The organism is Bradyrhizobium denitrificans, assembly GCF_013179005.1.
GTDB lineage: Bacteria > Pseudomonadota > Alphaproteobacteria > Rhizobiales > Xanthobacteraceae > Bradyrhizobium > Bradyrhizobium denitrificans.
Genome location: NZ_JABFDP010000021.1, coordinates 120067 through 145258, shown reverse-complemented (window position 1 = coordinate 145258; position 25192 = coordinate 120067). Strand labels below are relative to the sequence as shown.

Annotated in this window: 20 protein-coding genes; 17 read left to right on the top strand and 3 right to left on the bottom strand. The window is 65.3% G+C overall.

Annotated elements, in window-relative coordinates; all coding sequences use genetic code 11:
* Positions 1 to 12 precede the first annotated feature (12 nt).
* Together HL671_RS23850 and HL671_RS23845 are read left to right on the top strand one after the other, a co-directional pair.
* Positions 13 to 1809 (top strand): tetratricopeptide repeat protein, encoded by a 1797-nt coding sequence (locus HL671_RS23850; RefSeq protein ID WP_085972597.1) that lies wholly within the window; start codon positions 13 to 15, stop codon positions 1807 to 1809.
* 162 nt (positions 1810 to 1971) lie between these two features.
* On the top strand, positions 1972 to 2877 hold the full coding sequence (locus tag HL671_RS23845) for a 4-(cytidine 5'-diphospho)-2-C-methyl-D-erythritol kinase (protein WP_172239248.1): 906 nt from the start codon (positions 1972 to 1974) through the stop codon (positions 2875 to 2877).
* Positions 2878 to 3140: 263 nt separating this feature from the next.
* Here HL671_RS23845 and HL671_RS23840 read toward each other — a convergent pair whose 3' ends face one another.
* Positions 3141 to 4151 carry a polyprenyl synthetase family protein gene (locus HL671_RS23840; RefSeq protein ID WP_012042549.1) on the bottom strand — a complete coding sequence of 337 codons (1011 nt, stop codon included), beginning with the start codon at positions 4149 to 4151 and terminating at the stop codon, positions 3141 to 3143.
* Positions 4152 to 4278: 127 nt separating this feature from the next.
* Between HL671_RS23840 and HL671_RS23835 the strand changes: the two genes are divergently transcribed.
* From HL671_RS23835 to glyS, 7 genes are all read left to right on the top strand, one after another.
* Complete coding sequence (locus HL671_RS23835; RefSeq protein WP_012042550.1) at positions 4279 to 4506, top strand: putative signal transducing protein; 228 nt, start codon at positions 4279 to 4281, stop codon at positions 4504 to 4506.
* Positions 4499 to 5272 carry a tRNA1(Val) (adenine(37)-N6)-methyltransferase gene (locus HL671_RS23830; RefSeq protein ID WP_172239245.1) on the top strand — a complete coding sequence of 258 codons (774 nt, stop codon included), beginning with the start codon at positions 4499 to 4501 and terminating at the stop codon, positions 5270 to 5272. The genes HL671_RS23835 and HL671_RS23830 overlap by 8 nt, the downstream gene beginning before the upstream one ends.
* A gap of 242 nt (positions 5273 to 5514) precedes the next feature.
* Positions 5515 to 6417, top strand: coding sequence for a S49 family peptidase (locus HL671_RS23825; RefSeq protein ID WP_041750551.1), 903 nt, complete (start codon positions 5515 to 5517; stop codon positions 6415 to 6417).
* 109 nt (positions 6418 to 6526) lie between these two features.
* Positions 6527 to 6718, top strand: a complete 192-nt coding sequence (locus HL671_RS23820) for a hypothetical protein (RefSeq protein ID WP_012042553.1) — start codon at positions 6527 to 6529, stop codon at positions 6716 to 6718.
* Positions 6719 to 6849: 131 nt separating this feature from the next.
* Entirely contained in the window at positions 6850 to 7797 is a 948-nt protein-coding gene (locus HL671_RS23815; RefSeq protein WP_172239242.1) for a glycine--tRNA ligase subunit alpha, read from the top strand.
* Between the two features lie 306 nt (positions 7798 to 8103).
* On the top strand, positions 8104 to 8532 hold the full coding sequence (locus HL671_RS23810; protein ID WP_012042555.1) for an endonuclease domain-containing protein: 429 nt from the start codon (positions 8104 to 8106) through the stop codon (positions 8530 to 8532).
* Between the two features lie 3 nt (positions 8533 to 8535).
* On the top strand, positions 8536 to 10641 hold the full coding sequence (gene glyS, locus HL671_RS23805) for a glycine--tRNA ligase subunit beta (protein ID WP_172239239.1): 2106 nt from the start codon (positions 8536 to 8538) through the stop codon (positions 10639 to 10641).
* Between the two features lie 779 nt (positions 10642 to 11420).
* On the opposite strand, the gene HL671_RS23800 is transcribed toward glyS, so the two are convergent.
* Positions 11421 to 11768: a DUF1236 domain-containing protein gene (locus HL671_RS23800; protein WP_172239236.1), complete on the bottom strand. Its 348-nt coding sequence runs from the start codon at positions 11766 to 11768 to the stop codon at positions 11421 to 11423.
* Positions 11769 to 12019: 251 nt separating this feature from the next.
* Between HL671_RS23800 and HL671_RS23795 the strand changes: the two genes are divergently transcribed.
* The 3 genes from HL671_RS23795 to HL671_RS23785 all read left to right on the top strand — a co-directional run bounded on the left by HL671_RS23795 (position 12020) and on the right by HL671_RS23785 (position 17354).
* Complete coding sequence (locus tag HL671_RS23795) at positions 12020 to 12175, top strand: DUF3096 domain-containing protein (RefSeq protein WP_012042558.1); 156 nt, start codon at positions 12020 to 12022, stop codon at positions 12173 to 12175.
* Positions 12176 to 12286: 111 nt separating this feature from the next.
* Positions 12287 to 15250 carry a pyruvate, phosphate dikinase gene (gene ppdK / locus HL671_RS23790; RefSeq protein ID WP_012042559.1) on the top strand — a complete coding sequence of 988 codons (2964 nt, stop codon included), beginning with the start codon at positions 12287 to 12289 and terminating at the stop codon, positions 15248 to 15250.
* Between the two features lie 613 nt (positions 15251 to 15863).
* Complete coding sequence (locus HL671_RS23785) at positions 15864 to 17354, top strand: cell wall hydrolase (protein ID WP_172239233.1); 1491 nt, start codon at positions 15864 to 15866, stop codon at positions 17352 to 17354.
* A gap of 19 nt (positions 17355 to 17373) precedes the next feature.
* Here HL671_RS23785 and HL671_RS23780 read toward each other — a convergent pair whose 3' ends face one another.
* Positions 17374 to 18972, bottom strand: a complete 1599-nt coding sequence (locus tag HL671_RS23780; RefSeq protein WP_172239230.1) for an L-aspartate oxidase — start codon at positions 18970 to 18972, stop codon at positions 17374 to 17376.
* Between the two features lie 368 nt (positions 18973 to 19340).
* Between HL671_RS23780 and HL671_RS23775 the strand changes: the two genes are divergently transcribed.
* The 5 genes from HL671_RS23775 (at position 19341) to HL671_RS23755 (ending at position 25088) form a co-directional block, all read left to right on the top strand.
* On the top strand, positions 19341 to 20585 hold the full coding sequence (locus HL671_RS23775; RefSeq protein WP_172239227.1) for an MFS transporter: 1245 nt from the start codon (positions 19341 to 19343) through the stop codon (positions 20583 to 20585).
* 64 nt (positions 20586 to 20649) lie between these two features.
* Positions 20650 to 21636: an acrylyl-CoA reductase (NADPH) gene (acuI, locus tag HL671_RS23770; RefSeq protein WP_012042563.1), complete on the top strand. Its 987-nt coding sequence runs from the start codon at positions 20650 to 20652 to the stop codon at positions 21634 to 21636.
* Between the two features lie 113 nt (positions 21637 to 21749).
* Positions 21750 to 22361: a hypothetical protein gene (locus tag HL671_RS23765; RefSeq protein ID WP_172239224.1), complete on the top strand. Its 612-nt coding sequence runs from the start codon at positions 21750 to 21752 to the stop codon at positions 22359 to 22361.
* A 178-nt stretch (positions 22362 to 22539) separates the two neighbouring features.
* Entirely contained in the window at positions 22540 to 22773 is a 234-nt protein-coding gene (locus tag HL671_RS23760) for a DUF6894 family protein (RefSeq protein ID WP_012042565.1), read from the top strand.
* Between the two features lie 626 nt (positions 22774 to 23399).
* Complete coding sequence (locus HL671_RS23755; RefSeq protein WP_172239221.1) at positions 23400 to 25088, top strand: methyl-accepting chemotaxis protein; 1689 nt, start codon at positions 23400 to 23402, stop codon at positions 25086 to 25088.
* Positions 25089 to 25192: the final 104 nt, after the last annotated feature.

Here is a 25192-nt window from a genome sequence, read left to right as displayed (position 1 = left end):
GAGCGCACCGTGATGTTATCCATTCGCAATCGCTGGACCGCAATTGCCGTTGCCGCCGTGCTGCTTCCGGGCGCCGTTCTGGCCCAGACGCCAGATCACCCGTCGGATAACAGCGCGAAGTTTCCCACCGGCGTCGATCTGAAGTCGCTCACCACCTCCGGCAGCTATCTGGCGGCCCGCCATGCCAGCGTCGAGCGCGATGCCGCTTCCGCCGCCGCGTTCTACCGTTCCGCGCTGCGCAGCGACCCCAAGAACAACGAGCTGCTCGATCGCGCCTTCATCTCCTCGGTTGCCGATGGCGACATCGAAGAAGCGGTCAAGCTGGCCGAGCGCATCCTCACCGTCGACAAGTCGAACCGCATCGCGCGTCTCGTCGTCGGCGTGCAGGACATCAAGCAGAAGAAATACGCGGCCGCGCAGACCAACATCAATCAGTCGGTGCGTGGACCGATCACCGATCTCGTCGCGACCCTGCTGTCGGCCTGGGCCGCGGCCGGCGCGGGTGACGCCAAGACCGCGGTCGCCAATATCGACAAGCTGACCGGTCCGGAATGGTATCCGCTGTTCAAGGATCTGCATGCCGGCATGATCCTGGAGCTGGCCGGCAAGGAGAAGGAGGCCGGCACGCGCTTCGAGCGCGCCTACAAGCTCGACGATTCGATGCTGCGGATCACCGAGGCCTATGCGCGTTGGCTGTCGCGCAACAAGGATGCCGCATCCGCCACCGCGATCTATGAGGCGTTCGACAAGAAGCTCGCCCGTCATCCGCTGGTGCAGGAGGGGCTGCGCGACACCAAGGCAGGCAAGAAGCTGCCGCCGCTGGTCGATTCGGCGCAGGCCGGCGCCGCCGAGGCGCTGTACGGCATCGGCGCGACCTTGAGCCGCCGCGGCGGTGAGGATCTCGCGCTGGTCTATCTGCAGCTCGCGCTGCACCTGCAGCCCAGCCATCCGCTGGCGCTGCTGTCGCTCGCCGATCTCTACGAGACGGTGAAGAAGCCGCAGATGGCGATCAAGGTCTATGAGCGGGTGCCGGCGAGCTCGCCGCTGAAGCGCAACGCGCAGATCCAGCTCGCCACCGATCTCGACAGTGCCGACCGCAGCGACGAGGCGATCAAGATCCTCAAGGACGTGATCGCGCAGGATCCGAAGGATCTCGAGGCGATCATGGCGCTCGGCAATATCGAGCGCGGCCGCAAGAAGTTCGCCGATTGCGCCAAGACCTATTCGCTCGGCGTCGACTCGCTGCCGGCCAACAACGACAAGGCCAACAGCGTCTATTACTACTATCGCGGCATCTGCCTGGAGCGCTCCAAGCAGTGGCCCAAGGCCGAGGCCGACATGCGCAAGGCGCTCGAGCTGCAGCCCGACCAGCCGCATGTGCTGAACTATCTCGGCTATTCCTGGATCGACCAGGGCGTCAATCTCGACGAAGGCATGAAGATGATCAAGCGCGCCGTCGAGCAGCGCCCCGACGATGGCTACATCGTCGACTCGCTCGGCTGGGCCTATTACCGCATCGGCAATTACGAAGAGGCGGTGAAGCATCTCGAGCGCGCGATCGATTTGAAGCCCGAGGATCCGACCATCAACGACCATCTCGGCGATGCCTATTGGCGCGTTGGCCGCAAGCTGGAAGCGAAATTCCAGTGGGCCCATGCCCGCGATCTGAAGCCGGAGGCCGAGGAGCTGCCGAAGATCGAGGCCAAGATCCAGAATGGTCTGACCGACGATCCGGCGCCTGCGGCGGCGAGCGCGGACACCAAGGACGCGCCGTCCGACGCCAAGAAGGACGACGGCAAGGGCGGTTAGTTCGTCCGATCATGGTTTGAGCGCGATTGCGGGCTCCTCGGTTTGCCGGGGAGCCCGGATGATTTTGATGGAGCATGTGGCGGTGCTGGCCACGCTCGTTTCGGCCGCGGGCCGAGAGCGACACCGGACCCCGCCACCGAGAATGTTGGGGGCATTGCGCCGATGTTGGCGTCCACGGTCACCGGCGCGCCGCTGCAGGAGCAGGGCCGTGCCAAGGTCAATCTGACATTGCGGGTCGTCGGCCGCCGCGTCGACGGCTATCACGATCTCGAAAGCGTCGTCGCCTTCGCCGATTGCGCGGATCAGCTCACCCTGGTCCCTGGGCCGGAGCTGACGCTGACCACCACCGGGCCTCTTGCCGCGGCCTGCGGTGAGACCTCCGACAATCTGGTGCTGAAGGCGGCGCGCCTGCTGGCCGAGTCCGTTCCCGGCCTGAAGCTCGGTGCATTCGAATTGGAGAAGGTGCTGCCCGTCGCGGCCGGCATCGGCGGCGGCTCGGCGGATGCGGCCGCCGCGCTGCGGCTGCTCGCCAGACTGAATGGCCTCTCGCTTGATGATCCGCGTCTGCAGGCGGTGGCGCTGAAGACCGGGGCCGACGTGCCGGTCTGCGTGCCCTCGCGGGCCTGCACCATGACCGGCGTCGGCGAGAATCTGCAGCCGCTCGCGCTGCCTGTCCTGCCCTGCGTGATGATCAATCCGCGCGTGCCGGTGGCGACCAAGGACGTGTTCCAGGCGCTCGGTCTCAAGCCGGGTGATCTCCTGGTTGGCGTGACCGACGTTCTCACCGCGCCGTCCTGGCCAACGGCTGGGGCGTCCATCGGCGATTGGGTCTCCGCGCTCGACCAGGTCAAGAACGATCTCGAGCCCCCGGCGCTCAAAGTGCAACCGATCATCGGCACCGTGCTCGGCGCGCTGCGCGCAAGCCACGGCGTGCTGCTGGCCCGGATGTCCGGCTCCGGTGCGACCTGCTTTGCGATCTATGGCAGCGAGGCCGATGCAAATGCCGCGGGCGCACAAATCAGCGCTGATCACCCGGAGTGGTGGGTGCACGCGGGCACTCTGAGTTAGCTTGCGCAGCCGTCATTGCGAGCGAAGCGGCTAAGCGAAGCAATCCAGAATCTTTGTCGCGACCCTGGATCGCTTCGTCGCTTCGCTCCCCGCGATGACGGTGAGTGGAGCTACGGTGCTCGTCAATCAGCCCAGCCGTCGCCCGGCTTGACCGGGCGATCGAATATTCCAGAGGCTGTCGTGTCGATCGAGACAGGGCGGCGTAGTGGAGACCGCGCCTGCGCGTGGCATGACCCCCGCGATGGAGGCGGCAGGCGAACGAACTAATGCGACCTCGCCAGACAGAACGCGACGACCTGCTCGAGTGCGGTCTTCATCGGCGAGGCCGGGAACAGCGCCAGCGCGTCGACGGCCATGGCGCCGTAATGATGGGCGCGGCTGATCGTGTCCTCCAGCGCGCGGTGCTTGTTCATCAGGCCGATGGCGTGGTCGAGATCGGAATCACTGATCTCGCCGCGCTCCAGCGATTTGATCCAGAAGGCACGCTCACTGTCGCTGCCACGGCGGAAGGCGAGCACCACCGGGAGCGTGATCTTGCCTTCGCGGAAATCGTCGCCGACATTCTTGCCGAGCTTGGCGGCCTTGCCGCCATAATCGAGCACGTCATCGACGAGCTGGAACGCAATGCCGAGATTCATGCCGAACGAGCGCGACGCGGTCTGCTCGGCCTTGGGACGATCGGCGAGCACCGGGCCGACCTCGCAGGCGGCGGCGAACAGCTCGGCGGTCTTGCCGCGGATCACGGCCAGATATTCATCCTCGGTGGTCGCGGTGTTCTTGGCGGCGGCGAGCTGCATCACCTCGCCCTCGGCGATCGTGGCCGCCGCAGCCGACAGAATGTCGAGCGCGCGCAGCGAACCGACTTCGACCATCATGCGGAACGCTTGGCCGAGCAGGAAGTCGCCGACCAGCACGCTGGCCTCGTTGCCCCAGAGCATGCGTGCGGACAATTTGCCGCGGCGCATTTCGCTCTCGTCAACCACGTCGTCATGCAGGAGCGTCGCGGTGTGCATGAATTCGACCGCCGCGGCGAGCTTGACATGGCCGTCGCCGGCATAGCCGGTGAGATGCGCCATCGCGAGCGTCAGCATCGGCCGCAGCCGTTTGCCGCCCGAGGAGATCAGGTGGTTGGCGACCTCGGGAATCATCGTCACGTCCGAACCGGTGCGTGACAGGATCGTGGCGTTGACCCGTTCCATGTCGGCTGCGACCAGGCCGACCAGCCCATCGATGGAAGCGCCCGATGGACTCTCGAAAGGTACGATAACCGCCACGCTGGTCTCCAATTTTGCTATTCTGTGTCCGACAATAGAAACTGCGGCCGCAGGCGGCAAGGGCGGACACGGAACCTTGACCCAACCCCACCCAGCCGTGACCGAAGCCTGCACGGAGACATAACGGTTGAAGGAATTGGTTCGGACCAACGATATCGTGCTGGTTTCGGCTGTTGGCGCGCTGCTCGACGGCGCTGATATCCACCATCTCGTGCTCGACCAGAACATGAGCATCATCGAGGGCTCGCTCGGCATTCTGCCGCGACGGATCCTGGTTCACGAGGACGACAATCTGCAGGCCCGCCGGCTTCTCACCGACGCAGGGCTCGGGCATGAACTCCGTCCCGATGAGTGACGCGGCCGCGATTTCCGAAGATGCCGTGCTCGGCGGCCGATTGCGGTTGAGGCAGCCGACCTCGGGTCATCGCGCCGGTCATGACGCCATCCTGCTGGCCGCGGCAACCGCCGCGCGTCCCGGCCATCGCGTCGTCGATCTCGGTGCGGGCGTCGGAACCGCCGGGCTGGCGCTGGCATGCCGCATCGGTGGTGTCGCCCTGACGCTGGTCGAACGCGAGCCTGAGCTGGCGCGCCTGGCACAGCACAATGCACGCGCCAATCAATTGCCTGCTGATGTGGTCACGCTGGAAGTCGGCGCGGACGCTGCGGCCTTTGCCGCGGCTGGGCTCGGCCCCGACAGTGTCGATGTCGTGCTGATGAATCCGCCGTTTCACGACGCCGCGCGTCACCGCGCCTCGCCGGACGTTGCGCGGGCGACGGCGCATATGGCGACGGCAACGACATTGGAGGTCTGGACCCATGCCGCGCGCCGGATGCTCAAATCCGGTGGCGTGCTGACCTTGATCTGGCGGGCCGATGGTCTCGGTGAGGTGCTGGCGGCGCTGGCGCGTGGCTTCGGCAGCTTCGGGGTGCAGCCGGTGCACGGGCAGGCCGGGAGGCCGGCAATCCGTATCCTGGTCAGGGCCGTTAAAGGAGGGCGGGCACCCCTCCAGATCTGGCCGGGGGTGATGCTCAATGAGGCAGCAGGTGTGCCTCATGCAGATGCTGTGCGTGTGCTGGAGGGGCAGGGGGCGCTGGCCTTGGCTGGCCTTGGGGCCCCCTGAACGGTTGATCGAGGTCGCGCGTTATTGCGTCTGCGCTTCGGATGGGCGTTCAGTTACCGTCGTGAAACGGATCGCAGTCAAGAGAGTACCGATCAGCAGCATCAACAGGTAGACCTTCATGCATTCCTCCGCCGCACTCTGCAACTTGGCTCGCCGTGCAATTGCCCAGGGGATTGCAAGGCTCGTTCCAGCCCATTGAATGGCAGTGCCGCGATAAAAAGTGGTTAATCCGAGGTAACAGAATGGTGGACAATTTGACACAAGCCGGCGCTGCAGAGGGGCCTTTGGATCGGTTGAAGGCGCTGCTTCCGGCGCGGCTGCGCGGCGCACCGGTCGTGCCCGTTGTCCGCCTCTCCGGCGTGATCGGCGCGGTGACTCCGCTGCGTCCCGGGCTGACGCTGGCGGGGGTCGCCAAGATGCTGGAGCGCGCGTTCGCGATGCGCAACGCCAAGGCGGTGGCGCTGGTGATCAATTCGCCCGGCGGCTCGCCGGTGCAGTCGCGCCAGATCTATCTGCGGATCCGGCAGCTCGCGGCCGAGAAGAAGCTGCCGGTGCTCGTCTTCGTCGAGGATGTCGCCGCGTCCGGCGGCTATATGATCGCTTGCGCGGGCGACGAGATCTTCTGCGATCCCTCGTCGATCCTCGGCTCGATCGGCGTGGTCAGCGGCTCGTTCGGATTGCAGGACCTGATCAACAAGATCGGCATCGAACGTCGGCTGTATACGGCCGGCGAGCACAAGGCGATGCTCGATCCGTTCCTGCCCGAAAATCCCGACGCCGTGGCGCGGCTGAAGAAGATCCAGCGTGAGATCCACGCGCTGTTCATTTCGCTGGTGAAGGAGAGCCGCAACGGCCGGCTGAAAAGCGCCGACGACGTGCTATTCACCGGCGAGTACTGGGCCGGCGATACGGCGGTGACGCTCGGTCTTGCCGACGGCATCGGCGATCTCCGCGCCGTGTTGCGTGCCCGGTTCGGCGACAAGGTGGCGATGCCCGTGGTGGCGCCGGCCGCCGGATTGTTGTCCGGGCTGCTCGGACGCCGGTCGCCGGGGGCCGGCAGCCTGGCCTTCGGCTGGGCCGGATTCGCCGAGGAACTGATCTCGGCCGCCGAAACCAGGGCGATCTGGGCCAGATTCGGGTTCTAGGCCGTCGTCCCGCGCTGTTTTGCCCCCCCGCGATCCGGATTGCAGCGGGAACCGGGATCGGCGAGAATACGAATCGGGGGTGGCACTCATGATGGACAAGGATCGACCAATGCCGCCGTTCGTTGCATTCGCAGGTATGGTGGGCGGGCTTGCCGTGGTTCGCTGGGCCTACAAGACCGCGCAGAAGATCAACCGCGAGCTCGAAGAAGCGCGGCTGTCGCGCGTCGCCGAGGCGGCCCAGACCGCCGAGATCAAGACCCTGCGCCGCGATCCGGTCACGGGCGCCTATCGGCCCGGCTGACCTCACGACCTGAGCCCGACTGGCGGCACGCTGGCCGCCCGGCCACGATTCCTATTGCCTTGATTCCTGGTGGCCTCGCCGATACGGTCCGCGCGCTTTTCCGACCCCCGCGCGAAAGACCGATACCGACGATGGATTCGCTGCCTCAGCACATGCGCCCGGAACGTTCGTTCCAGGGCTTCATCCTGGCCCTGCAACGGTTCTGGGCCGAGCAGGGCTGCGTGATCCTGCAGCCCTATGACATGGAGATGGGTGCCGGCACCTTCCATCCGGCAACGACCCTGCGCGCGCTCGGCCCGAAGCCGTGGAATGCCGCCTATGTGCAGCCGTCACGGCGGCCGAAGGACGGCCGCTACGGCGAGAATCCGAACCGGATGCAGCACTACTACCAGTTTCAGGTGATCATGAAGCCGTCGCCGCCGAACCTTCAGGAATTGTACCTGAAGTCGCTCGGCGCAATCGGCATCGACGCCGCCGTTCACGACATCCGTTTCGTCGAGGACGATTGGGAGAGCCCGACTTTGGGCGCCTGGGGGCTGGGCTGGGAATGCTGGTGCGACGGCATGGAGGTGTCGCAGTTCACCTATTTCCAGCAGGTCGCGGGCTTCGAATGCGCGCCGGTTGCGGGTGAGCTGACGTATGGGCTCGAGCGTCTGGCGATGTATGTCCAGGGCGTCGACCGCGTCTATGACCTCAACTTCAACGGCCGCGACGGCTACGCCAAGGTCACCTATGGCGACGTCTTCCTGCAGGCCGAGCAGGAATATTCACGGCACAATTTCGAGCATGCCGACACTGAGATGCTGTTCGAGCAGTTCAAGATGGCCGAGGGCGCCTGCCGCAAATATCTCGCCGCCGGCTGGCAAGACAATTCAAAGCTGGGCAACCGCAAAGAACATCTGATGGCGCTGCCGGCCTACGACCAATGCATCAAGGCCAGTCACGTCTTCAACCTGCTCGACGCGCGCGGCGTCATCTCCGTCACCGAGCGCCAGAGCTACATCCTGCGCGTCCGCGAACTCGCCAAGGCCTGCGGCGAGGCGTGGCTGCATACGGAAGCGGGCGGGGCTGGCGCGTGATCCTGGAAGCGCAGAGGCTGACTCTTCACCCTCCCCTGGAGGGGGAGGGTCGGCACGCAATCGAGCGAAGCGAGATGCGTGCCGGGGTGGGGTGATCTCTCGGCTGGAACACTGTTGATCATGGATAGACTGTCACCCCACCCCGATTGCTCATGCGAATGCATGAGCAATCGACCCTCCCCCTCCAGGGGAGGGTGGCCCTGCGCTCGTGGGTGGACGTGATATGTTCACCCTCTGGAGGGGGAGGGGCGCTCGCCTTGGATACGAGAGCATCGCTGGGCAAGCGGGGTGGCGTGAACGTGCCAGATGGGCAAACGGCCGATCAGCGATTTCAAACGCCGAACCGCGAAGAAGCTTCGCGAAAACACCACCGGCGCTGAAGACATCCTATGGCGCCACCTGCGGCGCTTCGAGATCGAAGGGACCCACTTCAGACGACAAGTCGTCATCGGTCCCTATGTTGCTGATTTTGCCTGCCTGGCCCGGCGCCTCATCATCGAGGTTGACGGGGCGCAGCATGGAGAGGATGCGAACATCCAGCGCGACGAAACCCGCACGCGTTGGCTCAACTCGGAAGGCTATCGCGTTTTGCGATTTTGGAACAACGACGTTATGACCAGGACTGAGGCGGTGCTCGAAGCCATTCACGCGGAGATCGCGGTCACCTCACCCCGCCTGCCAAACGCAGGCGACCTTCCCCCTGGGGATGGTGGTTCTTCGTGCAGAGAGACTTGAGACATGCCCGATCTTCTCCTCGAACTGTTCTCCGAAGAAATCCCCGCGCGCATGCAGGCCAAGGCGGCTGAGGATCTGCGCCGCATGGTCACCGACAAGCTGGTCGCCGAGGGCCTCGTCTATGAGGGCGCCAAGGCGTTTGCGACGCCGCGGCGGCTGGCGCTGACCGTGCACGGCATTCCGGCGCGGCAGGCCGACCTGAAGGAGGAGCGCAAGGGCCCGCGCGTCGGTGGCCCCGATGCTGCGATCCAGGGCTTCCTGAAGGCGACCGGCCTGTCCTCGCTCGAGGAGGCGACGATCCAGCGCGATCCGAAGAAGGGCGATTTCTACGTCGCGCTGATCGAGAAGCCGGGCCGCGCCACGCTCGACGTGCTCGCCGAGATGCTGCCGGTCATCGTGCGCACCTTCCCCTGGCCGAAATCGATGCGCTGGGGCAAGCGCTCGGAAAAGCCCGGCGCGCTGAACTGGGTCCGGCCGCTGCATGCGATCACCGCGACTTTCGGCCTGGAGACCGAGGAGCCCGACGTGGTGAGCTTCTCGGTCGACGGCATCGAGGCGGGGCAGACCACCTATGGCCACCGCTTCATGGCACCGGCTGCGATCTCGGTGCGCCGCTTCGAGGACTATGAGGCCAAGCTGCTCGACGCCAAGGTCGTGCTCGACCCGCAGCGCCGCAAGGACACCATCGTCACCGACGCCAAGCAGCTCGCGTTTGCGCAAGGCTATGAGCTGGTCGAGGACCCCGTGCTGCTCGACGAGGTCTCAGGCCTCGTCGAATGGCCTGTCGTGCTGATGGGCTCGTTCGATCCGGAGTACCTGAAGGTTCCGGCTGAGGTGATCCGCGCCACCATCCGCAACAACCAGAAATGCTTCGTGGTGCGCGACCCCAAGACCGGCGGCCTCGCGCCAAAATTCATCCTGACCGCCAACATCGAGGCGACCGACGGCGGCAAGACCATCATCGCCGGCAATGAGCGCGTCATCCGCGCCCGGCTGTCGGACGCGAAGTTCTTCTATGAGACCGACCTGAAGACGAGGCTCGAGGATCGGCTGCCGAAGTTCGAGCAGATCGTATTCCACGAGAAGCTCGGGACGCAGGCCGCGCGCATCGCTCGCATCGAGAAGCTCGCCGCCGAGATCGCGCCGCTGGTCGGCGCCGATGCGGCGAAGACTGCGCGCGCCGCCAAGCTCGCCAAGGCCGACCTGCTCACCGAGGTCGTCGGTGAGTTCCCGGAAGTGCAGGGCCTGATGGGCAAGTACTACGCGCTGGCCCAGGGCGAGGACGTGTCTGTCGCGGCTGCGTGCGAGGAGCACTACAAGCCGCAGGGGCCGGGCGATCGCGTGCCGACCGATCCGGTATCGGTGGCTGTCGCGCTCGCCGACAAGCTCGATACGCTTGTCGGCTTCTGGGCGATCGATGAGAAGCCGACGGGATCGAAGGATCCGTATGCGCTGCGCCGCGCGGCTCTGGGCGTGATCAGGCTCATCACCGAGAATTCTCTGCGGCTGTCGCTTTTGCAGGTGGCGGGCTCGGCCTTGGCCGGACTGCACGTCAAGAGTGAGCTGGACGCCGGGAAGCTCAGCGCCGATCTGCTCTCCTTCTTCGCCGACCGCCTCAAGGTCCAGCTCCGTGAGCAGGGCGCGCGGCATGATCTCGTCGACGCGGTGTTCGCGCTCGGCGGCCAGGATGATCTGCTGATGGTCGTGCGCCGCGTCGAGGCGCTCGGCAAATTCCTCGAGACCGACGACGGCAAGAACCTGCTTGCCGGCACCAAGCGCGCCTCCAACATCCTCGCCATCGAGGAGAAGAAGGACAAGCGCAAGTTCGACGGCGCGCCCGATGCGGCGCTCTACAGGCTCGACGAGGAGAAGGCGCTGGCCAAGGCCATCGGCGAGGTCGGCTCCGAGGCAGGCGCTGCCGTCGCCAAGGAGGACTTTGCCGCGGCGATGCACGCGATGGCCAAGCTGCGTCCGGCGGTCGACGCGTTCTTCGACAAGGTCAAGGTCAACGACGACGACGCGGCGATCCGCGAGAACCGGCTCAAACTGATGAATGAGATCCGAAGCGCCACGCGCGCGGTGGCCGACTTCTCCAAGATCGAGGGCTGAGTTTGCAGGCCGTCGCGGGGCGGGCCTGACAGGACNCCAAGATCGAGGGCTGAGTTTGCAGGCCGTCGCGGGGCGGGCCTGACAGGACAGACTGTCTGCGCAGCCCCTGGATCGCGTCGCTGACGCTCGCAATGACGGTCGTGGTCACTCACCGCTGTCAGGCCCGCGCATGCGGGCATCCGATACGCCGCGGCGTCTCGGTGGATCATGGCCGTCTCGAGATACTGGATCGCCCGGTCAAGCCGGGCGATGACGGCTGTGGGTTACGCGACCAAGCTTGCCACAGGCGTCATTGCGAGGCGCGCTTGCGCCGAAGCAATCCAGGGGCCGCGAACAGAGACTGTCCACGTGGCCCCTGGATCGCGTCGCTGACGCTCGCGACGACGACGGAGAAGGCTACAACCTCCAATGTCACCCTCGCGCAGGCGGCATCCGGACGCGGCGGCCTCTCGGTGGATCACTGCCGTCTCGGGATACTGGATCGCCCGGTCAAGCCGGGCGATGACGGCTATGGGTTAAGCGACCAAGCTCGCCACAGGCGTCATTGTGAGGCGCGCTTGCGCCGAAGCAATCCAGGGGCCGCGAACAGAGACTGTCTGCGCAGCCCCTGGATCGCGTCGCTGACGCTCGCGATGACGAGGGGGACGGCTACAGCCTCCGCTGTCATGCCGGCGCAGATGACGGCGGAAAAAGTAAGCCCCGCCCGGCGGGGGGGACCGGGCAGGGCCTTTACATCTGGCCGCTTGCGGGGGCGTTGGCGACCAAATGCAGCTCGATAACTATTCAACCACCTGAATGATCCGTCGCGATCGGGGTTCGACCAGAACAGTTTCGCCGTTCACCACCGTGTAGCGATAAGGTGTCGCACCGAAGCGCTGCGGCACGTCGTAATATGTAACACCGGACTCCGGGAGAACGGTCCCAACAACCACGCGATCGGGGATCACATAGTTGGGAACATGCTCCCGCACGACATATTCGCGGAATTCCGGGCGCCGCTCGACGGTGATGAGCGGCGCGTCCTCTTCGACGACGACGCCGCGACCCACGGTATAGGACTGCGCGCCGGCCGCCACGGGGATCACGAGTGCGGCCACCAGGCCTGCAAGGGTGAGATGGGTTCGCATGAACGGAGCTCCTCGCTGTTGATCCGCTGACATTCAAGGCCGGCACATCCGGCACCTGCCTCCCAATGCCACCGGCTGCGCATCGTTCCGAGCCGGCGCGACCGAGGCCGAAGGCATTTTCGCGGCAGTTCCAGACGGCGGGGAACCGGAACCGCTACTGTTGCGTCTCCTATTCCGCCACGATGAGCCGGGATAAAGTCCGGCCCACTCGAATCGCTCACCTCCTCTTTCCATCAATTCAGAGTTCGCCGATGACCCTGACCGTTGCCCATATCTCGCCGATCATGTCCGTGATCGCCGGCGTGCTCATCCTGATCATGCCGCGGCTGTTGAACCTGATCGTCGCGATCTTCCTCATCCTGAACGGCCTGATCGGCATGGGCCTTCTGAAGTGGCTCCATTTCTAGTCTTCCGGCCCGTCTAGTCCCAAGGTCGGGAACCTCTGTGCTTGCGCCGCAGCGCCCAAAGTGGTGTAAGGCGCGCGATTTCTCCTCCCCATTTGCGGATCGAACCATCTCATGGCCAAAGCGGTAGCGAAGTCTAAGAAAGTTGCAGCGAAATCAAAGCCTTCCAAGCCGGGCAAGGCGAAGGCCGCTCCGCTCGCTCCGCCGCGCAAGGCGCTGAAGACGGCGCCGAAGCCGGCCGCCAAGGCCCCGGCCAAGGTGGCTGCGAAGGCGGCGCCCAAAGCGCCGGTGAAAACCGCTCCGAAGAAGCCGGCCAAAACGGTCGCCAAGCCGGTTGGCAAGCCTGCCAAAGCCTCGGCTGCGAAGCCCGCGGCCAAGAGCGCGGCGACCGCGATCAAGCCGAACAAGTGGGTCTATACCTTCGGTGACGGCAAGGCCGAGGGCAAAGCCGGCCTGCGCGACCTGCTCGGTGGCAAGGGCGCCAATCTCGCCGAGATGGCCAATCTCGGCCTGCCGGTGCCTCCGGGCTTCACGATTCCGACCTCGGTCTGCACCTACTTCTACGCCAACGACAAGACCTATCCGAAGGAGCTGCAGGCGCAGGTCGACAAGGCGCTCGATTATATCGGCAAGCTCACCGACAAGACGTTCGGCGATCCGGAAAACCCGCTGCTGGTCTCGGTGCGCTCCGGCGCCCGCGCCTCGATGCCGGGCATGATGGACACCGTGCTCAACCTCGGCCTCAACGACCAGACGGTGGAGGCGCTGGCGTCGCTGTCCGGCGACCGCCGCTTCGCCTTCGACAGCTACCGCCGCTTCATCACGATGTATTCCGATGTCGTGCTCGGCTTCGAGCACCATCATTTCGAGGACATCCTCGACAGCTTCAAGGACAGCCAGGGCTATCAGCTCGACACCGATCTCTCGTCCGAGGATTGGGAGATGCTGGTCGGCAAGTACAAGGAAGCGGTCGCCACTGAGACCGGCAAGGAGTTCCCGCAGGATCCGCATGACCAGCTGTGGGGCGCGATCGGCGCGGTGTTCTCATCCTGGATGAACGCGCGCGCGGTAACTTATCGCAAGCTGCACGACATTCCGGAGTCGTGGGGTACGGCCGTCAACGTCCAGGCGATGGTGTTCGGCAACATGGGTGACACCTCGGCCACCGGCGTCGCCTTCACCCGCAATCCCTCGACGGGTGAGAGCAAGCTGTATGGCGAGTTCCTGATCAATGCCCAGGGCGAGGACGTCGTCGCCGGCATCCGCACCCCGCAGGACATCACCGAGGACGCGCGCATCGAGTCCGGCTCCGACCGGGCTTCGATGGAAGTCGCGATGCCCGAGGCGTTCAAGGAGCTGACCCGCATCTACACACTGCTCGAAAAGCACTACCGTGACATGCAGGACATGGAGTTCACGGTCGAGCGCGGCAAGCTGTGGATGCTGCAGACCCGCAGCGGCAAGCGCACCGCCAAGGCGGCGTTGCGCATCGCCGTCGAGCTCGCGAATGAAGGCCTGATCTCGGAGAACGACGCCGTGCTGCGCGTCGATCCGGCCTCGCTCGATCAGCTGCTGCATCCGACCATCGATCCCGCCGCCAAGCGCGACGTGGTCGCGACCGGCCTGCCGGCCTCGCCGGGCGCAGCCTCGGGCGAGATCGTGTTCTCCTCGGACGAGGCGACCAAGCTGCAGGCCGATGGCCGCAAGGTCATCCTGGTCCGCATCGAGACCTCACCGGAAGACATCCACGGCATGCACGCCGCGGAAGGCATCCTCACCACGCGCGGCGGCATGACCTCGCATGCAGCGGTGGTCGCGCGCGGCATGGGCAAGCCCTGTGTCTCCGGCTGCGGCACCATCCGCGTCGACTACGGCCGGGGCACGATGAGCATCGGCGGGCGCACCTTCAAGACCGGCGACGTCATCACCATCGACGGCTCGGTCGGCCAGGTGCTGGCGGGACGCATGCCGATGATCGAGCCGGAGCTGTCTGGCGAGTTCGGTACGCTGATGGGCTGGGCGGATGCCGTGCGCGAGACCGGCGTGCGCGTCAATGCAGACACCCCGGAGGATGCGCGCACCGCGATCAAGTTCGGCGCCGAGGGCATCGGCCTGTGCCGCACCGAGCACATGTTCTTCGAGGAGACGCGCATCCGCACGGTGCGCGAGATGATCCTCTCCGAGGAGGAGCAGGAGCGCCGCGCTGCGCTTGCCAAGCTGTTGCCGATGCAGCGCGCCGACTTCGTCGAACTGTTCGAGATCATGAAGGGCCTGCCCGTCACGATCCGCCTGCTCGATCCGCCGCTGCACGAGTTCCTGCCGCACACCCAGGCCGAGGTGGAGGAGGTCGCGCGCGCGATGAACACCGATCCGCGCCGGCTTGCGGACCGCGCCCGCGAACTGTCGGAGTTCAATCCGATGCTCGGTTTCCGCGGCTGCCGTCTTGCGATCGCCTATCCGGAGATCGCCGAGATGCAGGCACGCGCGATCTTCGAGGCGGCCGTCGAGGCGGAGAAGCGCACCGGCGAGGCTGTCGGCCTCGAAGTGATGGTGCCGCTGATCGCCACCAAGGCCGAGTTCGATCTGGTCAAGGCGCGCATCGACGCGATGGCGCAGGCCGTCATCCGCGAGACCGGCGCCAAGCTGGAATATCAGGTCGGCACCATGATCGAGCTGCCGCGCGCAGCCCTGATGGCGGGCCAGATCGCGGAGGCCGCCGAGTTCTTCTCGTTCGGCACCAACGATCTGACGCAGACCACCTACGGCATCAGCCGCGACGACGCCGGCAGCTTCCTCGGCGCCTATGTCGCGAAGGGCATCCTGGAGATCGATCCCTTTATCTCGATCGATCGCGACGGCGTCGGCGAACTGGTCAAGATCGGCGTCGAGCGCGGCCGCGCCACGCGGCCCAACCTCAAGGTCGGCATCTGCGGCGAGCATGGCGGCGATCCGGCCTCGGTCGCGTTCTGCCACAAGATCGGCATGAACTACGTGTCGTGCTCGCCCTATCGTGTGCCGATCGCGCGCCTCGCCGCCGCGCAGTCTGCGCTCGGCAAGGAGATCGCCAGCCAAGCCTGAGCTTGCTGCAATCGAACTGATCTGATGAAGGCCGGCAGATGTTGCCGGCCTTTGTCGTTTGAGGACCTGAGCTTGCCGATGCGGCGCGCGTGAGTGGATCGAGGCGAGTGGCTCGCCCCCACTGCCGTCATTCCGGGGCATTCGCGCGCAAAATGGCAAAGCCATTTTGAGGCAGCGCGCAAGAGCCTCGACTCCATAACCACGAACGGTCATTGTTACGAAGACGAGCGCCGCGCACATCTCGCGTCTCATAGCGGCCTGTGGCTATGGATTCCGGGCTCGCGCCGCGCGCGCCCCGGAATGACGAGGAGCGAGCCTGATTGGATCGCAGCTCGATGTCTGAGATACCGCCGGCGGGAACCTCCGCTTCATATGCGGTTGATTTTCATTCACCGCTTTCGTTGACCGAATGTTCACTGCTCTTGTCGGTGCGCCATTTACCACGCGCATCGATCGCATCACGCTGTGCAACTTCGCCGCTTGCATGTTTCGATCCTGCAACGCGGGTTAACTCCTCAGCAACCTAAACCCGATACGAAGATGACAGATCGAATTGCACGGAAGCACTGTCGTTCGGTCGAGTGAGTAGCGTAGCGTTGCGTTGAGCGTATCGATGGTAGTTCTGCGTCCCGGTCCGAAGGGCGCGCGGTTTGCGTCCTTCGGACTCGGTCTCTGCGTCTTCGCTCTGATGCCGACAGAGACCGGGTATCAAGATATCGCTTCCCTGCTCGCCCGCCAGCCAGGCGTCGCCGAGCGCTGGCAGAAGCGTGTTTTCTCGGCCGCTGCCTCGGTGCAGCTCGCCACCTACAGCTTTGGTCGTCCGATTGGAACCTCGGCGCCGCAGGCGTGGAGCATCCGCCTGGCAAGCCTGGACGGCCGTGACTTCGACATCACCGGCTCGACGCCGCGCAATCCGGCGCTGCAGGTCCCGCCGCGCTATCAGGCCTCGGATTTTCCGAAAGTCGACCGCACGCTGAAAGGTGATCGCCTCGTCGTGCGCCCTCCGTCTCAGCCGCAGCCATCGTCGGTGCCGACCGAGGCCGCCGAACCGGCTCCCGCGCCGCCCGAGCCCGCGCCGGCGATGTCGCCCGCGCCGACGGATTCGAATTCGTCGGTGTTCGGCGCGAAGACCACTGAAGCGCCGGTGGCGCCGCTGCCGGCGCCGCGCGCTGCACTCGATCCTGAATTGCAGGAAGCTTTGAGCGCCCCGCCGCTCGCGCAATATGAGTCGGCGAAACCCGAGATACAGCCCTCGGCTGAACTCAAGCCCGCGACGGATGCGGCTGCCGTCGACAGTGCGGTCAGCTATGACGGCCTCACGATCAAGACCTCCAACCTCTATTTCGGCACGTCATCGCTGGGCGGTGAGGCCGGAACCATGGAGACCTGGCAGCCCGGCGAGGCGCCCTTGATCGTCATGCCGGATCCGGACCTCAAATCGATGGCGGCGCTGTCGCAGCCGGCTGGCGAAGGCACCAAGACCGGGGATGGCGGCGAGAGCATCGCGGCCAAGGGCGAGGTCAACACCGACAATCAGCGGGCGCGGACGCCGGCCGAGCGGTTGGGACTCACCGATGAGAAGTCACGCTTCAAATCGGAAAAGTGCCTGGCCGAGGCGGTCTATTTCGAATCCCGCGGCGAGGCGGTGCGTGGCCAGATCGCGGTGGCCCAGGTGGTGTTGAACCGCGCTTTCTCCGGCTATTATCCGACCACGGTGTGCGGCGTCGTCTACCAGAACAAATACCGCCACTTCGCCTGCCAGTTCACCTTCGCCTGCGACAACACCGCCGACGTGATCCGCGAGCCCGACATGTGGGAGCGCGCCAAGAAGATCGCTGCGGCCATGCTCGACGGACAGATCTGGCTGCCGGAGGTGGGCAAGTCGACCCACTATCACGCCTATTGGGTGCGGCCGTCCTGGGTTGCCGAGATGAAGCGCATGTACAAGTTCGGCGTCCACACCTTCTACCGGCCGAAGAAATGGGGCGACGGCAGCGACGCGCCGAGCTGGGGCACGCCGCAGCAGACGGCGGCCATTTCGGCCGAGCTGGCCGAGGCCGCCAAGAGCGAAGCCGAGATCAATCCGAACTGGACGCGGCGATAACAGCGCGCGGCGTCTCGCGCTATGCGCTCAGCGGCCGCGGCAGGCGTATCGACGGCCGATCGGCGAGCTGGTCGGCGATCTCGCGCGCGGCGGCCAAAGTCGTCATCGTGCGCTGCGCGAAGCTTGGATTCTCCGCAGGGCAATCGGCGCGGCAATGCGCCCCGCGACTCTCGCGCCGGCTCCAGGCGGCCGTCGCGATCAGCAGCGCCGCTGTAGCCATGTTGCGCAGGGTGGAATTGCAGCCGTCACGCTCGAGCCTGGCAATGACGGCGATGGCGTCGACCAGCAGTTCCTCGTCGCGGATCACGCCGACCTGGCTGGTCATGATCTCGCGCAACGTTCCCTCGGTGAGCGTGGGGTCGGCGCCGCCCGGCTCGGCGAAGGCGATCCTCTGCAGGTTCGATGCGGGGGCGAACGTTCGACCGGAGATGTCCGTGGCGATCCGGTTGGCGAAGACAAGCGCGGCCAGCACCGCGTTGCCGGCGATATGGTTGGCGCCGTCCGTCGCGGTCGCGGCAACCTCGCCCGCAGCCCACAGGCCCTCGATCGAGCTGCGGCCGCAGGCATCGATCGCGATGCCGCCCATGTGGAAGTGCGCCGCCGGCGCCACCGGAATCGGCTGCCGGGTCGGATCCAGGCCGCGCGCCACACAGGCTCGATGGAGGATGGGGTAGCGCGCAGCGACGTCGTCGTCGAGCACGTCGCGGGCATCGAGGAAGGCGCCGCGACCGGCCGAGATCTCGGCCATGATGCCGCGCGCGACGGTGTCCCGCGGCGCAAGATCCACCAGGGGATGCCGTGGCAGCATGAAACGCTGACCGCGCCGATTGACGAGGATCGCGCCGGCGCCGCGCAGGCTCTCGGTGACGACAGGCGCGGGATCCCTGCCGCCTGTCATCGCCGTCGGATGAAACTGGACGAATTCAGGATCGGCGATGATGGCCCCGGCGCGCGCGGCAATCGCCATGCCGATGCCGTTGGCATGAGATGGATTGGTCGTGGTGGCGAACAGATGGCCGATACCGCCGGTCGCGAGCACGACAGCGCCCGCCGCGATCAGCAGGGGCGCGGCAGATCCATCCTCAGAGCTGCGCAATTTCAGGCCGCGCACGACGCCGTGCTCCGTCAGCAGCGCATCGACGACATGGTTCTCGATCACGCGGATCGAGGGCGTCGCGCGCACGGCGTTGGTCAGGGCCGTCACGATCGCCTGCCCGGTGAAGTCGCCGCGGACGCTCAGGATGCGTCGCACGGAATGGGCCGCCGCGCGGGACGTCGCCAACTCCCCCCTGTAATCGCGATCGAACGCGACGCCGAGCCGGATCAGATCCTCGATCCGCGCCGCCGCATCAGTGGCGAGCTCCAGCGCCGCAGCCGCCTCCACCAGGCCACCCCCGGCCGCGATCATGTCGGCGGCGTGAGCTTGCGGAGTGTCGTCGGCAGAAATGGCCGCCGCGATGTCGGCCTGCATGGTCGAGCCGAAGGAGTCCTCGCCGAGCGTCGTTGCAGAGATCAGCGTGACAGGTTGCGGCGCGAGCTTGAGGGCGCAGAACAGTCCGGCAATGCCGGCGCCGACGATCACGACATGGCCTGACGGCTCGATCTGGTGGTGGTTCATCTGCTGTCCAATTCCACATTCCGAGCATATGTCTACGGCGCTACTTGTTAGTTCTTCTTCAGGGACTTCCTTCGTTGTTTAGCGGTGTTTGGTGACAAATCGCGGCTGTTCTGCAAGTCACTCCCGCGGAGGCTGAAATGTCTCTGCTGACTCGCGTGAAAAGACGTTTGACGGGCCGCACACATCACGTGTGAGTTCCACATGCGGAACTCGTTCCGCTGAGGTTGCGCTCTGTCGGCATCTACCAACTCGCCATCTGCCACTATTTTTCATGGCTGGGTTCCGCTTTTGGGCTTGGGATTTCAATGCAAATGCATTAATCCGTGGACAGCGAACCGGACAACACGGCGCGCGTCAGGAGGACACCCATGTCGATTCAGGCAGGCGATCTCGCGGCCTCCCGTGCCGCGGGCTGGCGAACGCCGCTCGTCATCATCGTTTGCGGCTGCGCCATTGCGCTCCTGAGCTTCGGTCCGCGTTCGAGCCTGGGCTTCTTCGTGCAGCCGATGAGCCGCGAATTCGCCTGGGGCCGCGACGTGTTCGCGCTGGCGGTCGCCGTGCAGAACCTGCTCTGGGGGCTCGGCCAGCCGCTTGCCGGCGCCATCGCCGATCGTTTTGGCGTCATGCGCGTGATCTGCGTCGGCGCGCTGCTCTATGCTGGCGGCCTGCTGATGATGCGCTATTCCACCTCGCCGCTGTCGCTCAACATCGGCGCCGGCGTGCTGGTCGGCTTCGGCCTGTCGGGTTGCTCGTTCAATCTCATTCTGTCAGCCTTCAGCAAGCTGCTGCCGCCGGAGCGGCGCGGTGTGGCGCTCGGTGCCGGCACGGCCGCGGGCTCGCTCGGCCAGTTCCTGTTCGCGCCGTTCGGCGTCGCCCTGATCGATCAGTTCGGCTGGCAGAGCGCGCTGATGGTGTTCGCAACCTTGATGCTGTTCATCGTGCCGCTGTCGCTCGCAGTCGCAACACCGCCGGCCGCCGAGGCCAAGCCGACGGATGCCGAGCAGCAGTCGTTCACGACCGCGCTGATGGAAGCGTTCGGCCACCGCTCTTACGTGCTGCTGGTGCTCGGCTTCTTCACCTGCGGCTTCCAGCTGGCCTTCATCACCGTGCACCTGCCGGCATTCCTGGTCGATCGCGGCCTGTCGGCGCAGGTCGGCGGCTGGGTGATCGCAGCGATCGGCCTGTTCAACATCATCGGCTCGCTCAGCGTCGGCTGGCTGCAGAGCCGGCTGCCGAAGCGCTACATCCTGTCCTTCATCTACTTCACCCGCGCGCTGGCGACGCTTGCCTTCATCTCGTTCCCGGTCACGCCGGCCACCGCGATCGCCTTCGGCGCGGTTTCGGGGCTCGCCTGGCTTTCCACGGTGCCGCCGACCTCGTCGCTGGTCGCGATCATGTTCGGCACCCGCTGGCTCGCCACGCTGTACGGCTTTGCGTTCGTCAGCCACCAGGTCGGTGGCTTCCTCGGCGTCTGGCTCGGCGGCCTCGTGTTCGAGCGCTATGGCTCATATACCCCGATCTGGTGGCTCTCCATCCTGTTCGGCGTGCTGTCGGCGCTGATCAACCTGCCGATCGTCGAGAAGCCGTTGGCGCGGGCCGTGCCCGCGACCTGAGTTGCGCCGCCGATCCGATCGGCTAAACATGGCGCGAGACGAAGAAAGCGCAGGGAGTGCCGCTGTGGGAACGTTCAAGGCGATCCGGATCGACAAGGCCGACAAGGGGACGACAGCGACGCTGACGCAGTTCGACGAAGCCGAACTGATGGATGGCGACGTCACCGTGAAGGTCGAATGGTCGACGCTGAACTACAAGGACGGGCTGGCGCTGACCGGGAAGGCGCCGGTGGTCCGCCGCTTCCCGATGATCGCGGGCATCGATTTCGCAGGCACGGTCGAGCAATCGTCTCATCCGCAATGGAAGCCCGGCGATGCGGTGATCTGTACCGGCTGGGGCATGGGCGAGACGCATCTCGGTGCCTATGCCGAAAAGGCCAGGGTCAAGGGGGATTGGCTGGTCGGCCTGCCGCCGGGCCTCTCGGCGCGCGATGCGATGGCGATCGGCACGGCCGGCTTCACCGCGATGCTCGCAGTTCTGGCCCTTGAGAAGCATGGGCTGACACCGGCGAGTGGCCCGGTGGTCGTGACCGGGGCGGCCGGCGGCGTCGGCTCGGTGGCGACGGCGGTGCTTGCCAAGCTCGGCTACCACGTGATCGCCTCGACCGGACGGCTCGCCGAGGCGGACTATCTGAAGTCGCTGGGCGCCGCCGAAATCATTGACCGCAACGAATTATCCGGGCCGGCCAAGCCGCTGGCGAAGGAGCGCTGGGCAGGGGGCATCGACAGCGTCGGCTCCAATACGCTCGCCAACCTGCTGTCGATGACAAGGTATGGCGGTGCCATTGCCGCCTGCGGTCTGGCGGCCGGGATGGATCTGCCGTCTTCGGTCGCACCGTTCATTCTGCGCGGCGTGTGCCTTCTGGGCATCGATTCGGTGATGTGCCCGCTGCCGGCCCGGAAAGCGGCCTGGTCGCGCCTGGCTGCCGATTTGGATCGCGCAAAACTATCTGAAATTACTCACGAAATTCCCTTGGATCAGGTCGCCTCGCTGGGGCCGCAGATCCTCGCCGGCCAGGTCCGCGGCCGCACGGTGGTAAGAATATCCTGAGGTTGTTCAGACTTTTCAAACCATGCTGCTCCATTGTTGCCATGGTTGGTATGGTAAGCATGGGGTAAAGATACCGCCTTACCCGCTGCGTGGGGTTAAGTGGAGTTTGATGCATGCTCGGGCGTTTTTTGCTGGGGACCGTGACGGCCGGAGCCGTGGTCGCTCCCGCGATCGCAGGATCGATGACAGCCGATGAGGCGCGGAAATTCGTCGCGGGGAAAGTGTTCGCTTTCACCTGTGTCGACGGCACCCGCGGTGCGGGGCGGATTCTCGATGATATGGGGGCTGCCGGTGCGGTGCAGTTCTCGGGCTCGGGCCCGGTCCGTCACATCCGCCTGCCCGGCAACACCCTGCAGATCCGCGGACAGAATGTCTGTGCGTCGATCAAGGGCATGCCGTTCGAACCCTGCTTCAACCTCGACAAGAAGGATGAGCGCAGCTTCCGCGGTTCGGTCTCCGGTCTCGGCGCCTTTGCCTATTGCGACTTCCAGCATCAGGGCGGCGCCACGATGCTGATGGCGCGTGCCGTGGCGCGGCCGCGTGCGACGCGTGCCGCAGCGCCTGCTGCCGATCCGTCTCACACCGAGGTGGCGGCGCGCGTCGAGACGCCGCGCGTGGAGCGGAGCAAGGTGGAGCCCGTGAAGGCGGAGCCTGCGAAGGTCGAAACGAAATCCGAGAGCGCAAAGTCCGACGTCGCGCCGGAACTGCGTCGTTCGACTGATTAGTTGTTAGCTCGGTGGTCGTTCAAACCGCCGCTCCCGCTTAACATAAAGCAACATTTCTCCTGGTGACCGCACGCTAGCGGTCATTGCGCCGTAGTCGTACGGACGGCTAGATTCATGCCTCGGTAGCGACTCGCGATGCAGTTTGCGACCGGGGGGTGGCCCACAGAGAGGGTCGATTATGTCGCTTTATTTCTTCCGTATCAGCCAGGGTCGTTATTCCGGCGCGGCTGATCAGCCTTACGAATTTGCCAATCGGGAATCGGCCTGGAAAGAGCTGACCGCGGTCTGCTCCGATCTGATTGGTGGCATCTCGCGCACGCTGCAGCAGGGGACTGAGTGGCAGATGGAACTGCTCGACGAATCCAAGCAGCCGGTGTTTCGAATCCGTCTGGTCTCGGAAGCCGTCAGCTGAGTCTCGGCTACGCCATCGCGCCGTGTGGGCAACTCCGATTGCCCCTGTGCTGATCGCAGCTTGTTTCGGGGATCCTGTGAGCGCTCGATGTCATCGCGTCGGGCCGAAGATCCTCAAGCTCTCGCCCTGAAAGGCGTTCCATGCCTTCGGGCCGCGGCCGTGTCAGCCAGCTCCTGGACGGCCTCCTGCTCATCGCCTTGCTCCGCCGAACCTGGGCCGGCATCGGCGATACAGGACCGTCATGCCTACCTACACCTTTGGCGCGATGTTGCACAAAATACATGCAGTGGTAGTAACTCGCTTTTAAGAGCCCTGGCATACCAATAAAACCTGCAGATGTGTCCCTGCGGCCTGCAGCATCAGGCCTCCAGCAGCATTGGGCGGTTGGCCCGTCGACACCCTTGTGCCCACCGGCGGCGCAGGGGCGATGGCTGCGTTCCGTATTAGTACGGGCCGTAAGTTTAACGGATGTTTGGCTTGTTTTTCCCCAAATGGTTCCAATCGGGGAACGATCTTTCTCAGCCCTGATCGAAGCACTGTGCAACGCCGCACACACACACGGATCCGTTTCCGTATCGAGCGTTGGCAGAGAGCGGTGAGAACCGCACAGCCATCCGGGGTCACCAGTGTCCAAACTGTCCATCCGTACGAAGATCATATCAGTCATCGCCTTCATGCTCGTCACGATGTGCGGGCTCGGCGTTCTCGCGGTGACCAGCATGCGATCGATCAACGCGAACACGGTCGACATCGCCACCAACTGGCTGCCGAGCGTGCGTGCGATCGGCGAGCTGCGCTCGGATATCAACCTGCTGCGCGTCGCGCTACGCTCGCATGTGATGGCGGAAACGGCGGAGGCCAAACAGGCTGTCGACCAGCGGATCACCGGCATTCTCGAGACGATCAACAAGGATCGGAAGAACTACGAGCCGCTGATCACGTCGCCGCAGGAGCGTGCGATCTATGACAACTGGGTGCAAGCCTGGGAGAAGTACGTCGTCGTCATCAAGCAGGTGATGGACGCGTCCAATAACAGTGTCGGACGGCTTCCGCGCGAGGCCACCGATCTGCTGGAGAAGTCCGCAGCCGCGATCGCGCGCGATGCCGACAAATACTTTGTCCAGGACATCGAGTTCAACAACAAGGGCGCCGCCGACGCGACCCGGGACGCCGCCGACAGCTACTCACGCGCGATGTGGCTCGTCGTCTCGATCATCGCGGCGGCCGTCATCGCCGGCGTCGCCGTCGGCTTCTATCTGGTGCAGAACGTCTCGCAGGGCATCGCCTCGATCATCAAGCCGATGCAGGAGCTGGCCAAGGGCGACCTGGGTGCGGAGGTGACGCATCGCGGCGAGCCGACCGAGATCGGCGCCATGGCGGACACGCTGCAGGTCTTCAAGGAAGCCTTGATCGCCAAGAAGGCAGCCGACGAGCTCGCTGCGCGCGATGCCGAAGCCAAGATCGAGCGTGGCCGCCGCGTCGATGCCATCACGCGCCAGTTCGAGGCGACGATCGGCGAGATCGTGCAGACGGTGTCGTCGGCGTCGACCGAGCTCGAGCATTCCGCCGGCGCGCTGTCCTCGACGGCAAACCGCTCCCAGGAAATTTCGACCGCGGTCGCAGCGGCCTCCGAGGAAGCATCGACCAACGTGCAGTCGGTCGCCTCCGCCACCGAGGAGCTGTCCTCGTCGATCACCGAGATCAGCCGTCAGGTGCAGGAATCGGCGCGCATGGCCAATGAGGCGGTCGAGCAGGCACGTATGACCAATGATCGCGTCGGTGAGCTGACCAAGGCCGCCGCGCGCATCGGCGACGTGGTCGAGCTGATCAATACGATCGCAGGCCAGACCAACCTGCTGGCGCTGAACGCGACCATCGAGGCCGCCCGTGCCGGCGATGCCGGGCGCGGCTTCGCGGTCGTCGCGTCCGAGGTGAAGGCGCTGGCGGAGCAGACTGCCAAGGCCACGGACGAAATCGGTCAGCAGGTGTCCGGCATCCAGGCCGCGACGCAGGAATCGGTCGGTGCGATCAAGGCGATCTCGACGACGATCGAAAAGCTGTCCGAGATCTCGTCGGCGATCGCCGCCGCGGTGGAAGAGCAGGGCGCCGCCACCCAGGAGATCTCGCGCAACGTCCAGCAGGCGTCACAGGGCACCCAGCAGGTGTCCTCGAACGTGGTCGACGTGCAGCGCGGCGCTACTGAGACGGGAACGGCGTCGTCGCATGTGCTGTCCGCAGCGCAATCGCTGGCGTCCGACAGTGACCGCTTGAAGCGTGAGGTCGCCTCATTCTTGCAATCAGTCCGCGCAGCCTGATCTGCTGCAGGAATCGATGCTGCCGAACCCGTATTCGTACGACGTTCAGCATTAACGGAACTTTGCTGAGAAAGCGGCAGGCTGGCGTGAGGCAGCCGCCGCTT

Excerpts from the sequence above, each read along its gene's own strand:
- HL671_RS23850 (WP_085972597.1), top strand. The coding sequence starts at position 13 with ATGTTATCCATTCGCAATCGCTGGACCGCAATTGCCGTTGCCGCCGTG.
- HL671_RS23845 (WP_172239248.1), top strand. The coding sequence starts at position 1,972 with ATGTTGGCGTCCACGGTCACCGGCGCGCCGCTGCAGGAGCAGGGCCGT.
- HL671_RS23830 (WP_172239245.1), top strand. The coding sequence starts at position 4,499 with ATGAGTGACGCGGCCGCGATTTCCGAAGATGCCGTGCTCGGCGGCCGA.
- HL671_RS23825 (WP_041750551.1), top strand. The coding sequence starts at position 5,515 with ATGGTGGACAATTTGACACAAGCCGGCGCTGCAGAGGGGCCTTTGGAT.
- HL671_RS23820 (WP_012042553.1), top strand. The coding sequence starts at position 6,527 with ATGCCGCCGTTCGTTGCATTCGCAGGTATGGTGGGCGGGCTTGCCGTG.
- HL671_RS23815 (WP_172239242.1), top strand. The coding sequence starts at position 6,850 with ATGGATTCGCTGCCTCAGCACATGCGCCCGGAACGTTCGTTCCAGGGC.
- HL671_RS23810 (WP_012042555.1), top strand. The coding sequence starts at position 8,104 with ATGGGCAAACGGCCGATCAGCGATTTCAAACGCCGAACCGCGAAGAAG.
- glyS (WP_172239239.1), top strand. The coding sequence starts at position 8,536 with ATGCCCGATCTTCTCCTCGAACTGTTCTCCGAAGAAATCCCCGCGCGC.
- HL671_RS23800 (WP_172239236.1), bottom strand. The coding sequence starts at position 11,768 with ATGCGAACCCATCTCACCCTTGCAGGCCTGGTGGCCGCACTCGTGATC.
- HL671_RS23795 (WP_012042558.1), top strand. The coding sequence starts at position 12,020 with ATGACCCTGACCGTTGCCCATATCTCGCCGATCATGTCCGTGATCGCC.
- ppdK (WP_012042559.1), top strand. The coding sequence starts at position 12,287 with ATGGCCAAAGCGGTAGCGAAGTCTAAGAAAGTTGCAGCGAAATCAAAG.
- HL671_RS23785 (WP_172239233.1), top strand. The coding sequence starts at position 15,864 with ATGGTAGTTCTGCGTCCCGGTCCGAAGGGCGCGCGGTTTGCGTCCTTC.
- HL671_RS23780 (WP_172239230.1), bottom strand. The coding sequence starts at position 18,972 with ATGAACCACCACCAGATCGAGCCGTCAGGCCATGTCGTGATCGTCGGC.
- HL671_RS23775 (WP_172239227.1), top strand. The coding sequence starts at position 19,341 with ATGTCGATTCAGGCAGGCGATCTCGCGGCCTCCCGTGCCGCGGGCTGG.
- HL671_RS23765 (WP_172239224.1), top strand. The coding sequence starts at position 21,750 with ATGCTCGGGCGTTTTTTGCTGGGGACCGTGACGGCCGGAGCCGTGGTC.
- HL671_RS23760 (WP_012042565.1), top strand. The coding sequence starts at position 22,540 with ATGTCGCTTTATTTCTTCCGTATCAGCCAGGGTCGTTATTCCGGCGCG.